At 54.6% G+C, this 13042-nt stretch carries 10 protein-coding genes and 1 riboswitch; of the genes, 8 read left to right on the top strand and 2 right to left on the bottom strand.

The features are described from left to right. Positions 1–856 precede the first annotated feature (856 nt). Genes leuA through leuD form a run of 4 tightly spaced genes read left to right on the top strand, consistent with a single transcriptional unit; the run spans position 857 to position 5518 of the window. A complete protein-coding gene (leuA, locus tag KUE00_RS03605) occupies positions 857–2416 on the top strand; it encodes a 2-isopropylmalate synthase (protein ID WP_246758156.1) in 1560 nt (519 codons plus the stop codon). Then, on the top strand, positions 2416–3504 hold the full coding sequence (gene leuB / locus KUE00_RS03600; protein ID WP_246758155.1) for a 3-isopropylmalate dehydrogenase: 1089 nt from the start codon (positions 2416–2418) through the stop codon (positions 3502–3504). The genes leuA and leuB overlap by 1 nt, the downstream gene beginning before the upstream one ends. A 2-nt stretch (positions 3505–3506) precedes the next feature. Beyond that, positions 3507–4910, top strand: coding sequence for a 3-isopropylmalate dehydratase large subunit (gene leuC, locus KUE00_RS03595; protein WP_246758154.1), 1404 nt, complete (start codon positions 3507–3509; stop codon positions 4908–4910). A 2-nt stretch (positions 4911–4912) separates the two neighbouring features. Further along, entirely contained in the window at positions 4913–5518 is a 606-nt protein-coding gene (gene leuD, locus KUE00_RS03590; protein WP_246758153.1) for a 3-isopropylmalate dehydratase small subunit, read from the top strand. 64 nt (positions 5519–5582) lie between these two features. Here leuD and KUE00_RS03585 read toward each other — a convergent pair whose 3' ends face one another. Both KUE00_RS03585 and KUE00_RS03580 read right to left on the bottom strand, forming a co-directional pair. Beyond that, positions 5583–6092, bottom strand: coding sequence for a hypothetical protein (locus tag KUE00_RS03585; protein ID WP_246758152.1), 510 nt, complete (start codon positions 6090–6092; stop codon positions 5583–5585). 233 nt (positions 6093–6325) lie between these two features. Next, positions 6326–7504 (bottom strand): sugar efflux transporter, encoded by a 1179-nt coding sequence (locus tag KUE00_RS03580; RefSeq protein WP_246758150.1) that lies wholly within the window; start codon positions 7502–7504, stop codon positions 6326–6328. Between the two features lie 248 nt (positions 7505–7752). Between KUE00_RS03580 and sgrR the strand changes: the two genes are divergently transcribed. The 4 genes from sgrR (at position 7753) to thiQ (ending at position 12832) form a co-directional block, all read left to right on the top strand. Continuing rightward, on the top strand, positions 7753–9447 hold the full coding sequence (gene sgrR, locus KUE00_RS03575; RefSeq protein WP_246758149.1) for an HTH-type transcriptional regulator SgrR: 1695 nt from the start codon (positions 7753–7755) through the stop codon (positions 9445–9447). A 1-nt stretch (position 9448) separates the two neighbouring features. After that, positions 9449–9547, top strand: a riboswitch (TPP riboswitch). Between the two features lie 36 nt (positions 9548–9583). Next, a complete protein-coding gene (thiB, locus tag KUE00_RS03570; RefSeq protein WP_246758148.1) occupies positions 9584–10570 on the top strand; it encodes a thiamine ABC transporter substrate binding subunit in 987 nt (328 codons plus the stop codon). Beyond that, complete coding sequence (thiP, locus tag KUE00_RS03565; RefSeq protein WP_246758146.1) at positions 10546–12147, top strand: thiamine/thiamine pyrophosphate ABC transporter permease ThiP; 1602 nt, start codon at positions 10546–10548, stop codon at positions 12145–12147. The genes thiB and thiP overlap by 25 nt, the downstream gene beginning before the upstream one ends. Next, positions 12131–12832 (top strand): thiamine ABC transporter ATP-binding protein ThiQ, encoded by a 702-nt coding sequence (gene thiQ / locus KUE00_RS03560; RefSeq protein ID WP_246758145.1) that lies wholly within the window; start codon positions 12131–12133, stop codon positions 12830–12832. The genes thiP and thiQ overlap by 17 nt, the downstream gene beginning before the upstream one ends. The last annotated feature ends 210 nt before the right edge of the window (positions 12833–13042 follow it).

Genomic DNA, 13042 nt, shown 5'->3' with positions numbered 1-13042 from the left:
TTTATCACCACGCAGCAACTTTCTTGCCACAAGCTACCGCCGGGTAATAAGTTCAAAACCTGTGTTTATTCAGACGCTGAAAAATTTTCAGCCGCCGGGTACAGGGCGCAGGCCCTTTTATTTTTGCTTTAAATGAGGAATTACCATAACCGTAGAAAACCTGGCAGGCAAACGCTATACCGTCAGTCACACTCTCTCTGCGCATGCTAAGGCACTGCTTATTTCGCTGGCATAACAACTATTACACTGAATCACGCGCATGAAAAAAGCGGTTTATGCTGATTGAGCATTCTTTTTCAGCGCAATCGTTTTGTTATTAGCGGGAGGTTAATAAATAATTAAGCTTTCCCTTTCAGGTATCGCCATCGATTTAGTTTTATCTGCTGGCTGAGCATATTCCAATAAAATAATTCACTAAGGAAGAGGAAAATGCCAGTAAAACAGCCGCGTGAGGGAGCGCCGCATAAATAATTGAATTTTAAATGTTTTATAAATAAAAACCGCGCTTTTTACGCCACATTTTTTTCTGATAACAATATGGCTACCTTTTTCTTCTGTTTGTCGCCCTCGCCGTAGAATATTTTCCCTGAAACAGAAGATTTATAACCTTGCGGCTCGCCTTGACATCCGCCCCTGCTTTCAAGTATCAATAAGGGAACAGCAAATTCATAAGGCCTGACTCAATGATTCGTACCCTCCTCCTACCTGGTCTACTACTCAACGCATTTTTATGCGCGGTAGACTTGTGGGCGGAATGAATCACTGATTCAGGCTTGCAAACTAAGAAACCCGCGCTACTGCGCGGGTTTTTTTATGCTCGTAGCACTAGCGATGCAAACATGAAAGGAATTTACCGATGAGCCAACAAGTTATTATTTTCGATACCACGCTGCGTGACGGCGAACAGGCATTACAGGCCAGCCTGAGCGTGAAAGAGAAATTGCAAATAGCGCTGGCGCTGGAGCGTATGGGCGTTGACGTGATGGAGGTTGGATTCCCTGTGTCTTCCCCGGGTGACTTTGAATCCGTACAGACTATCGCCCGCCAGGTAAAAAACAGCCGTGTTTGCGCGCTGGCCCGCTGCGTAGAAAAAGATATTGATGCGGCTTACGAAGCGCTGCGCGTGGCCGAAGCCTATCGTATCCATACTTTCCTGGCGACGTCGCCAATGCATATTGCCACCAAGTTGCGCAGCACGCTGCCGGAAGTGATTGAACGTGCGGTAAAAATGGTAAAACGCGCTCGCAACTATACAAATGACGTCGAATTTTCTTGTGAAGATGGTGGCCGTACGCCAATTGACGATCTGTGCCGCGTAGTGGAAGCCGCTATCAACGCTGGCGCAACCACTATCAACATTCCGGATACCGTCGGCTACACGCTGCCGGACGAGTACAGCAATATCTTTACCCAGTTACGCAACCGCGTGCCGAACATCGATAAAGCGATTTTGTCCGTGCATACCCATGACGATTTGGGCATGGCCGTCGGCAACTCTATCGCTGCCGTTCAGGCTGGCGCGCGTCAGATTGAAGGCACCATTAACGGTCTGGGCGAGCGTGCCGGTAACTGTGCGCTGGAAGAGGTTATCATGGCGATCAAAACCCGTAGCCAGCTGATGAACGTGCATACCAATATCCATCATCAGGAAATCTATCGGACCAGCCAGCTGGTCAGCCAGATCTGCAACATGCCGATTCCGGCTAACAAAGCGGTTGTCGGTAGTGGCGCCTTCGCTCACTCTTCCGGCATCCACCAAGATGGCGTGCTGAAAAACCGTGAAAACTACGAAATCATGACGCCGGAATCCATTGGTCTGCACCAGATCCAGCTGAATCTGACTTCGCGCTCCGGCCGCGCCGCCGTGAAGCACCGCATGGATGAGATGGGCTATAAAGAGCACGATTATAATCTGGACAGCCTGTATGACGCCTTCCTGAAGCTGGCCGATAAAAAGGGCCAGGTTTTCGACTACGATCTGGAAGCGCTGGCGTTTATCAACAAACAAAACGAAGAACCTGAACACTTCCGTCTGGACTATTTCAGCGTGCAGTCCGGTTCCAGCGTAATGGCGACCGCCTCCGTCAAGCTGGGCTGTGGCGAGGAAGTAAAATCCGAAGCAGCCACGGGTAATGGCCCGGTCGATGCTGTTTATCAGGCCATTAACCGTATTACCGATTTCGATGCCGAGCTGGTGAAGTATCAGCTGACCGCTAAAGGCCACGGCAAAGATGCGCTGGGCCAGGTAGATATCGTCGTAAACTATAACAACCGTAAATTCCATGGCGTAGGCCTGGCGACGGATATCGTTGAGTCCTCCGCTAAAGCAATGATCAATGCGCTGAACAACATCTGGCGCTCACGCCAGGTTGAGCAAGAGCTGCAACGTAAAGCCAACGAGAAGGAAGCCGTATAATGACAAGGACTTATCATATTGCCGTACTGCCTGGCGACGGCATCGGCCCGGAAGTGATGGCTCAGGCCGCTAAGGTGCTGGATGCGGTAAGAGAGCGTTTTGGTCTGCGCATCACCACCAGCGAATATGATGTTGGCGGCATTGCGATTGACCGTCACGGCGAACCGCTGCCGCCCGCTACCGTCGCAGGTTGTGAACAGGCTGACGCCATTTTATTCGGTTCCGTTGGCGGCCCTAAATGGGAACATCTGCCGCCAGCCGAGCAGCCAGAGCGTGGTGCCCTGCTGCCGCTGCGTAAACATTTTAAGCTGTTTAGCAATCTGCGTCCGGCCAGCCTGCATCAGGGTCTGGAAGCGTTTTGCCCATTGCGTAGCGATATCGCCGCAAAAGGCTTTAATATTTTGGTGGTGCGTGAGCTGACCGGCGGCATCTATTTTGGCCAGCCAAAAGGCCGTGAAGGCAGCGGCCAGCACGAGCGGGCGTTCGATACCGAGGTTTATCACCGCTTCGAGATTGAGCGTATTGCCCGCATCGCTTTTGAATCCGCCCGCAAGCGCCGTAAGAAAGTGACCTCTATCGATAAGGCCAACGTGCTGCAATCCTCTATTTTGTGGCGGCAAATTGTGACGGAAGTGGCGCAGGATTATCCGGATGTCGAACTGCATCATATGTATATCGATAACGCCACCATGCAGCTGATTAAAGAGCCTTCACAGTTTGACGTGATGCTTTGCTCTAACCTGTTCGGCGATATTCTTTCTGACGAATGCGCGATGATTACCGGTTCAATGGGCATGCTGCCTTCAGCCAGCCTTAACGAGCAGGGCTTTGGCCTGTTTGAACCGGCAGGCGGCTCCGCGCCGGATATCGCCGGGAAAAACATTGCTAACCCTGTTGCCCAGATCCTGTCGCTGGCGCTGCTGTTGCGTTATAGCCTGGATGCAGCGGCGGCGGCCGACGCTATTGAGCAGGCCATCAGCCGCGCGCTGGCGGAAAACTACCGCACCGGCGATCTGGCTGGCAACGGCCAGGCCGTCAGCACTGAGGAAATGGGTTCCGTCATCGCCCGATTTATCAGCGAAGCCTGATTATGAAAACACTATACGAGAAGCTGTTTGACGCGCATGTCGTCTATGAAGCACCCAACGAAACGCCGTTGCTCTATATTGACCGGCATCTGGTGCACGAAGTGACATCGGCGCAGGCTTTCGACGGCCTGCGCGCGCATGGCCGTCCGGTACGCCAGCCAGCCAAAACGTTCGCCACCATGGATCACAATGTCTCCACCCAGACGCGAGACATTAATGCCAGCGGCGAAATGGCGCGTATCCAGATGTCGATGCTGATCAAAAACTGCGAAGAGTTTGGCGTGCGTCTGTATGACCTGAAGCACCCGTTTCAGGGCATCGTCCACGTTATTGGCCCTGAACAAGGCATGTCACTGCCGGGCATGACAATTGTGTGCGGCGATTCTCATACCTCTACGCACGGCGCGTTTGGCGCTCTGGCGTTTGGTATTGGCACTTCAGAAGTCGAGCACGTGCTGGCTACACAAACGCTGAAGCAGTCTCGCGCTAAAACCATGAAAATTGAAGTGGTTGGTCAGACTGCGCCGGGCATTACCGCTAAAGATATTGCGCTGGCAATTATTGGCAAAACCGGCAGCGGCGGCGGCAACGGTCACGTAGTGGAATTTTGCGGCCCGGCGGTAGAGCAGCTCAGCATGGAAGGCCGCATGACGCTGTGCAATATGGCGATTGAACTGGGCGCGAAAGCGGGCCTGGTTGCGCCAGACGAGACCACGTTTAACTATGTTAAAGGTCGGCAGTTTGCGCCAAAAGAGCAGGACTGGGAGCAGGCGGTCGCCTGGTGGCGCACGCTGAAATCAGACAGCGGCGCGCATTTCGATAAGGTTGTTACGCTGAACGCGGCGGAAATAGCGCCGCAGGTTACCTGGGGCACCAATCCAGGACAGGTGATTGCCGTCAACGACACTATTCCCGATCCGGCCAGCTTTAGCGATCCTGTTGAGCGCGCCTCGGCCGAAAAGGCACTGGCCTATATGGACCTTAAGCCCGGCATCAGGCTAACCGATGTCCGTATCGATAAAGTGTTTATCGGTTCCTGTACCAATTCACGTATAGAAGATCTGCGTGCGGCAGCCTCGGTGGTTAAAGGTCATAAAATTGCCGCAGGCGTACAGGCGTACGTGGTGCCTGGCTCTGGCCCGGTCAAAGCTCAGGCAGAGGCGGAAGGGCTGGATAAAATTTTTCTGGATGCCGGTTTTGAATGGCGGCTGCCGGGCTGCTCGATGTGCCTGGCGATGAATAACGATCGCCTCAGCCCCGGTGAACGCTGCGCTTCCACCAGCAACCGTAATTTTGAAGGTCGCCAGGGCCGGGGCGGACGCACCCATCTGCTCAGTCCGGCAATGGCGGCAGCAGCGGCGGTTGCCGGCCATTTTGCTGATATTCGCGAGCTGAGTCAGGAGTAGTTATGGCGAAAAAATTTACGCAGCATACCGGCATCGTGGTGCCGATGGATGCCGCCAACGTCGATACCGACGCCATTATTCCCAAGCAGTTTCTGCAAATGGTGACGCGTACCGGTTTTGGCCGCAATCTGTTTTTCGACTGGCGCTATACGGATGCCGAAGGCCAGATCCCCGATCCGGATTTTATTCTGAATAAGCCCGTATTTCGCGGCGCCAGTATTATGCTGACTCGTGAAAACTTTGGCTGCGGCTCTTCGCGTGAACATGCGCCCTGGGCGCTGACCGACTACGGCATCCAGGCCATTATCGGCAGTGATTTCGCCGATATTTTTGCCAACAATTCGTTTAACAACCAGCTACTGCTGGTGACGTTAAGCGAAGAGGAGATGGAAGAGCTGTTTCAAAAAGTCGCCGCCGAGCCGGGCATTAGCTTTACGGTAGATCTGGAAAAACAGGAAGTGATTGCAGGCGAGAAGCATTATCCTTTCAGCATCGACGCTTTCCGCCGTCACTGTTTGCTGAACGGGCTGGATAATATTGGCCTGACGTTACAGCATGAAACCAGCATCAGCGATTACGAGCGGTGCCAGCCAGCGTTTTTGCGTTAATGACTGACCGGGGCTTCGGTCCCGGTCATACTCTCTGTAAAAATGGAGCCGGGCAAATCAAGGCTTAAATTTTCAGAATCGCCACCTTAACGAACCAGAGAATAATTGCCGTCAGGGCTGGCAGCAGCAACGTCCAGGTGATGCGGTTGTTGATAACGTCAAATTTAGTATTCAGGCGTTGTTCAGAGGCGGAGATTTCTTTCAACAGCTCAACGCGTGTTGAGCCAATCTCTCTATAAAGGTCGGCTTTAGTCGCAAACTCTTTATAAAGATCGGCTTTAGTTGCAAAGTTTTCCGAGCGCTCAATCAGTTTGTCCAGCGCAGCCTGGCTGGCAAAACCTTCACATCGCTCCGCTAAGGCATCCAGAGAGGCCTGGCTGGCAAACCCTTCACAGCGTTCCGCTAAGGCGTCCAAAGAGGCCTGGCTGGCAAACCCCTCACAGCGTTCCGCTAAGGCGTCCAGAGAAGCCTGATTAGCGGCGTGCTTCGAGCGTTCTACCAGCGCCGCAACGTCCACCCGGATCTGACTGGTTTCGCTTTCCAGCCTGGCTATTTTGTCATTTATGCTGTCCATGCCTTTTCCTTCCTGATTTACCCCTGTGGAAAAATACCGATATCCCGTTTGTGCCGTCCGGCGGCGCTCAGCAACTTCCTTAAATGCCAACATGTTGCTTCCATTCATTCCTTTAAAAACCGCCGCATCTGCCAGAGGTCGACGCATCCTTGTACAAATTACAGTCGGCCAAATTTTGCGGCGGCCGCAGGTTTTTTGCAAGAAAAATAAGCAACATTAGGCGCTTTTTTAACCTAAACGTCTTTTACTTTAGCGGACATGGCCAACGCGGCGACCGATAAAATTAGCGCCCCCCAATAGACGGAATAGTGTCCGAACGTTTCAGCCAGCGCACCTTGCAGTACCCCTGCCAGAATCACCCCGGTAGAGATACTATTGGTAAACAGCGTCGTGGCCGCCCCAGGCCTGCCGGGCATCAAATCCTGGAAGTAGAGCATGCCGATACCGGCGATAATACCAATAAAGATGGCGTTGAAGATCTGCAAGGCCATCAGCGCCGTACGTGAATGAAACAGCACCAGCCCCAGATAAAACAGCAGCCCCGCCGCGACGGCGAACAGCATCATTTTGCGTTTGCCAAAGCGCTTCACGTAATGACCGGCCAGCAGCATCACCGGAATTTCCAGCCCTGCCGCTACGCCCATCAGCAGGCCAGCCAACCGCTCCGGCAGTCCCAGTACGCTGCTGATATAGATCGGCATATCAATGATATACATGGTATTGCAGGTCCACATCAGCAGCGACGCGATAAACAGCAGCCGCACGTCGCGGTTTTTCCAGGCGCCGACCTGAGTAATCACGACTTCAGGCGGCTGTTCAACCCGGGGCACGGAAGGCAGCGCAAACCAGACCAAAGCAATACAGACAACAAACAGCGCGGCGGCGATGGCAAACATAGTAGTAAAGCCGTAGTTCAGCGCCAGCGCAAAAGAGAGCGGCGGCCCGACTACCCACGCCAGCGACAGCTGCGCGCGCATTACCGAACTGAACATCACCACTTCTCTGGCGGAGCTGTCGGCATATTCGCGCGCCAGAGCAAAAATCTGCGGCATAGCCACGCTGGCCAGCGCCGACAGCAGCACGCCAAAGGTAATCAGCGTCAAATAATGCCGGTTAAAAGCAAATAACAGCGCGTTACCTACCGCCATAAAACAGCAAAAAAGGATCAGCATGCGGCGATCGCCACGGTTATCCGACCTTTTTGCCAGCAGAATACTGACCACAATGCCGGCAATGGCGTTAACGGTATAGAAAAGCCCTACCCAAAATGGCCGCACCGCCACTTCATGCGTTAAAAACAGGCTTAGCGTCGGCGCCTGCAAAGCCCCCGCCACGCCAACCATAAAAGAAACGAGCATAAAAGCGAGATAGACAGGGTTAATGCGACGGCGACGCGTCAGCAGCGATTTCATACCGAATCCCTTTTAAAGAAGCCTCTGGCGATAACCAGGCACAAACAGCAAGCATAGAAGAAAACGGGAAATGAAAAAAGCCAGCGGGCAATACGCGCGCTGGCCGGTGAAAAAGCACCTTACTCAGATATAAAATCGTTGAAAGAGCGCCACTCCGAAGAATGCCTCCCGCTCTTCCATCGCAGCCAATTATTGCCTTAATATAAGGCAGGAAAAACAGATGACTTTCACTGAAGAGTTCCTCTTTTATGACCTCAAAGCGATTACAGCAGCAGTTTATCCGCCTGTGGGCGATATGCGATGGTCAGTCGCAGGAAACGACGCTTGACCAGCTGGCCGCACAGCTCAGCTGTTCACGCCGCCACATGCGGAATTTGCTCAACGCGATGCGGCAAGCGGGCTGGCTGGAATGGCAGGCTGAAGCCGGGCGCGGCAAGCGCTCAAAGCTCAATTTCCTCTATACCGGCCTGGCGCTCCAGCAGCAGCGGGCGGAAGATCTGCTCGATCAGGACCGTATCGACCAGCTGGTACAGTTGCTTGGTGATAAAGACGCCGTGCGGCAGATGCTGATCTCTCACCTGGGCCGCAGCTTTCGCCAGGGGAAACATATTCTGCGCGTGCTCTACTATCGCTCTTTACTGAATCTGAATCCCGCTACGCCGCTGCGCCGTTCGGAAACGCATCTGGCGCGCCAGGTTTTCAGCAGCCTGACGCGGATAAATGAGGAAAACGGGGAAATCGAACCGGATATCGCTCACCACTGGCAAGCGCTTACGCCACTGCAATGGCGCTTCTATTTGCGTCCGGCTATCCGTTTTCATCACGGGCGCGAACTGACCATGGCGGATGTCATCTCTTCGCTGGAAAGAACGCTCGGGCAACCGCTGTACAGCAACATAGCGCGTATTCACTCCCCTTCGCCCTGGACGCTGGATGTCCATCTGCGTCAGCCTGACAGCTGGCTTCCCTGGCTGCTGGCTGCCGTCAGCGCAATGATCCTGCCACAGGAATGGCCTTCACTGCAGAATTTCAGTCGCCAGCCGGTTGGCACCGGGCCTTATGCCGTCGTGCGCAATCAGCAAAGCCAGCTGCGTATCCAGGCGTTTGACGACTACTTCGGCTACCGCGCGCTTATTGATGAAGTTAACATTTGGGTTTTGCCGGAGATCAGTGAAGAGCTGGTTTACTCCGGCGTGAAGCTGGAAGGCGGTCAGCTGGGAGAGAAATCAGAAGAAGCCCGGCTTGAGGAAGGCTGCTATTTTCTGCTGTTTGACCAGCGTTCCTCGCTGGGCCGCGATGAGCAGGTTCGTCGCTGGCTTAGCACCATTGCCAACCCTATAGCCTTATTAAACCACGCGGGAATGGACTACCAGCGCTACTGGTTTCCGGCTTATGGCCTGCTGCCACGCTGGCATCATCGCCGTGACCTGAGCCCGAGAGAAAAACCCGAGGGGCTAACCTCGTTGACGCTGACCTGGTATGGCGATCATGTCGAGCATCAGGCCATCGCTAATGCTCTACAGCCGCTGCTGGCGGCCGAAGGCGTAGAGCTGATCATGCAGCAGGTTGATTACGAAAGCTGGCATCGCGGAGAGGCGCAAAGCGATATCTGGCTGGGCAGCGCCAATTTTACCCTGCCGCTGGCGTTTTCGCTGTTCGCCTTGCTCTATGAAATTCCCCTGTTGCAGCACTGTGTGCCCGTTGACTGGCAGCGCGACGCCAGGCTTTGGCGCGAGCGGGAATTGTCGCTGGCGGACTGGAGCAAACAGCTGGTCACCGACTGTTATCTTCATCCTGTTTTTCATCACTGGCTGCTGCTGGAAGGCGAACGCAGCATGCGCGGCGTGCGCATGAATACGCTTGGCTGGTTTGACTTTAAATCTGCCTGGTTTGCGCCACCTGAACATGATGCTTTCGCTAATGCGCCGAAATCATTAGACTAGTGCGTTCTCAACGGGGTGCGTGGCGCAAGCCGACGCTGAGATAAACCCGTCGAACCTGATCCGGCTAATACCGGCGTAGGGATTTGAGAGTCCCCCGCTCAGATCATGCGTCGCCCTGACCACCAAGGAACGCAAAGTGCTTAAAAAAGTCCTGCCTCTGCTGCTGCTCTGTTCGCTCCCTGCCGTTGCTGCCAAACCTGTGCTGACGGTTTATACCTATGATTCGTTCTCTTCCGACTGGGGACCTGGCCCGGCGATTAAAAAGGCCTTCGAAGCCGGGTGCGGCTGCGAGCTGAAATATGTGGCGCTGGAAGATGGCGTATCGCTGCTGAACCGCCTGCGTATGGAAGGGAAAAACAGCAAGGCCGATGTGGTGCTGGGCCTGGACAACAACCTGCTGGACGCCGCCAGAAAAACCGGCCTTTTTGCCGAAAGCCACGTTGATACGCATGGCGTTACTCTTCCCGGCGGCTGGCACGACAGCACGTTTGTTCCCTATGACTATGGCTGGTTCGCCTTTGTTTACGACAAAACTAAGCTGCAAAATCCGCCGAAAAGCCTGAAAGAGCTGGTGGAAAGCGATCGTCCTCTTAAAGTAATTTATGAAGATCCGCGCACCAGTACGCCGGGACTTGGCCTGCTGCTGTGGATGCAAAAAGTCTATGGCGACCAGGCCCCTGACGCATGGCAAAAGCTGGCGAAAAAAACCGTTACCGTGACTAAAGGCTGGAGCGAGGCTTACGGTCTGTTCCTGAAAGGCGAAGCCGATATGGTGCTGAGCTACACTACCTCTCCGGCTTATCATCTGATTGAAGAGAAGAAAACGCAGTATGCCGCGGCCGACTTTAGCGAAGGCCACTATTTACAGGTGGAGGTTGCCGGTCAGCTGAAAACCAGCCAGCAGCCGCAGCTGGCGCAGGAGTTTATGCAGTTTATCCTTGCTAAGCCGTTTCAGCAGACTATCCCAACCGGCAACTGGATGTATCCGGTAACGGCCGAGAAGCTACCTGCCGGATTCGATACGCTGAACGTGCCGAAAACCTCGTTACAATATTCTGCTGCGGATGTTGCGGCGCATAAAAGCCAGTGGATCAGTGCATGGCAAAGCGCCGTCAGCCGCTAGGTAGCCTGCTTCCCGGCGCGACGGCGGCCATGCTGTTGACCGCTACTGCCGCCCTCGCCTTTACGGCGCTGTGGCGTAACGCGCCGGTTAGTGGCCCAGAACTCTGGCACGACAGCTATCTGTGGCACGTGTTGCGCTTCTCTTTCGGGCAGGCTTTTCTTTCCGCCATGCTGGCGCTGCTGCCCGCCGTGCCGCTGGCGCGCGCGCTTTATCGCCGTCGGTTTCCGGGAAGAACGCTCCTTCTGCGCCTTTGCGCCATGACGCTGGTTCTGCCGGTGCTGGTGGCCGTGTTTGGCATTCTGAGCGTCTACGGCCGTTCGGGCTGGCTGGCCTGGCTTTGCTCGCTGCTGCATATTCACTACACCTTTACGCCTTATGGCCTGCAAGGCATTTTGCTGGCGCACATTTTTTTTAATCTGCCGCTGGCGGCCAGGCTGCTGCTGCAAACGCTGGAGCAAATTCCGACGGAACAGCGGCAGCTCGCGGCCCAGCTTGGGCTTAACGGCTGGAACAGTTTTCGCCTGATGGAATGGCCATGGCTACGGCGGCAGCTGCTGCCCGCTGGCGCACTCATTTTTATGCTCTGTTTCGCCAGCTTTGCGACCGTACTGGCGCTGGGCGGCGGCCCGAAAGCGACCACTATCGAACTGGCCATTTTTCAGGCGTTAAACTTTGATTACGATCCCGGACGGGCTGCGCTGCTGGCGCTGGTTCAGATGCTGTGCTGCCTGAGTCTGGTGCTGATCGGCCAGCGGCTAAGCAAAGCGCTGCCGTCCGGTAGCGCCAGCCTGCAAGACTGGCGCAATCCGCAGGACAGTCTGAGTGCAAAAATCCTTGACGGTACGCTGCTGGTACTGGCGCTGCTGTTGATCCTGCCGCCGCTGCTGGCCGTTATCGTCGATGGCCTTAACCCTAATTTGTTGACGGTACTGCAACAGCCTGCGCTCTGGCAGGCAACTTTTACTTCGGTACGTATCGCGCTTGCTGCTGGCCTTCTCTGCGTCCTGCTTACCGTTATGCTGCTGTGGAGCAGCCGTGAGCTGCGCCTGCGCCAGCAGCTCTTCTACGGTCAGCTGCTGGAGTTAAGCGGCATGTTGATTCTGGCGATGCCGGGAATTGTGCTCGCTACCGGTTTTTTCCTGCTGTTAAACAGTACGGTTGGTTTGCCGCAGTCGGCGGACGGTATCGTTATCTTTACCAACGCGCTGATGGCCGTACCCTATGCCATGAAAGTCCTCGAAAACCCGTTGCGTGATATCGCCGAGCGTTATAACCGACTTTGTCTGGCGCTGGATATTCGCGGGCTAAACCGCCTGCGGCTGATTGAGCTGCGCGCTTTAAAACGGCCGCTGGCTCAGGCGCTGGCTTTTGCCAGCGTGCTTTCGGTTGGCGATTTTGGGGTAGTGGCGCTGTTTGGCAACGAAGATTTCCGCACGCTGCCCTTTTGGCTTTACCAGCAGATGGGGTCTTATCGCAGTCAGGATGGTGCCGTTACCGCCCTGTTGCTGCTGCTGTTGTGCCTTCTTTTATTTACCCTGATTGAGAAACTGCCGGGACGCCATGCTGACGCTGAATAACCTCACCTGGATTTATCACCACCTGCCGATGCGCTTTTCTCTGTCTTTACAGGCTGGGGAACGTCTGGCGATCCTTGGCCCCAGCGGCGCGGGCAAAAGCACGCTGCTGAGCCTGATCGCCGGGTTTCTCAATGCCAGCAGCGGCGAATTACGGCTTAACGGTGAGGATCATCGGTTTACGCCACCAGCGCGGCGGCCGGTTTCCATGCTGTTTCAGGAGAATAATCTTTTCCCGCATCTTACCGTGACGCAAAACATTGGGCTGGGGCTGCATCCCGGCCTGCGGCTGAACAGCGAGCAACGTCACGCTTTATCAGCTATTGCAGCGCGCGTCGGGCTTGAAGATTACCTTGAACGTCTGCCGGGCGAACTTTCTGGCGGCCAACGTCAGCGCGCCGCACTTGCCCGCTGTCTGGTACGCCAGCAGCCCATTTTGCTGCTGGATGAGCCTTTTTCCGCTCTGGATCCGGCGCTGCGTAAGGAGATGCTGGCGCTGGTCGACGAAGTCTGTCAGGAAAGAAATATTACGCTGCTGATGGTTTCGCACAGCATTGAGGATGCCGCGCAAATTACACCGCGCAGCGTGCTGGTCGTCGATGGCCGGATTTACTGGGATGGCAGTACGTCGGCTCTGCTTAACGGCGAGGTTAAGGCAGCGACCGTATTAGGAATTAACGTACGCTAAATATTCGGCGGCGGCGCGCTGGTCGCCGTGTATGCGTACCGTCACAAAACAGCAAACTCGTGTTGGACGCAAATTTACTAAAAATTTTCCTTCTGAAAAGAAAACGTTAATAAATCCAGCGGCTTTTAACCGCTTCCGCACTATCAATGCTCGCAACGCATCAATCCATGCGTTAATTGCACTTATTTACGCCGTTCTCCTCCTCCAGTC

The sequence above is a fragment of the Erwinia phyllosphaerae genome, assembly GCF_019132875.1.
GTDB classification, from domain to species: Bacteria; Pseudomonadota; Gammaproteobacteria; order Enterobacterales; family Enterobacteriaceae; genus Erwinia; species Erwinia phyllosphaerae.
This window is presented reverse-complemented; position numbering and strand designations above follow the sequence as displayed.

Excerpts from the sequence above, each read along its gene's own strand:
- leuA (WP_246758156.1), top strand. The coding sequence starts at position 857 with ATGAGCCAACAAGTTATTATTTTCGATACCACGCTGCGTGACGGCGAA.
- leuB (WP_246758155.1), top strand. The coding sequence starts at position 2,416 with ATGACAAGGACTTATCATATTGCCGTACTGCCTGGCGACGGCATCGGC.
- leuC (WP_246758154.1), top strand. The coding sequence starts at position 3,507 with ATGAAAACACTATACGAGAAGCTGTTTGACGCGCATGTCGTCTATGAA.
- leuD (WP_246758153.1), top strand. The coding sequence starts at position 4,913 with ATGGCGAAAAAATTTACGCAGCATACCGGCATCGTGGTGCCGATGGAT.
- KUE00_RS03585 (WP_246758152.1), bottom strand. The coding sequence starts at position 6,092 with ATGGACAGCATAAATGACAAAATAGCCAGGCTGGAAAGCGAAACCAGT.
- KUE00_RS03580 (WP_246758150.1), bottom strand. The coding sequence starts at position 7,504 with ATGAAATCGCTGCTGACGCGTCGCCGTCGCATTAACCCTGTCTATCTC.
- sgrR (WP_246758149.1), top strand. The coding sequence starts at position 7,753 with ATGACCTCAAAGCGATTACAGCAGCAGTTTATCCGCCTGTGGGCGATA.
- thiP (WP_246758146.1), top strand. The coding sequence starts at position 10,546 with ATGGCAAAGCGCCGTCAGCCGCTAGGTAGCCTGCTTCCCGGCGCGACG.
- thiQ (WP_246758145.1), top strand. The coding sequence starts at position 12,131 with ATGCTGACGCTGAATAACCTCACCTGGATTTATCACCACCTGCCGATG.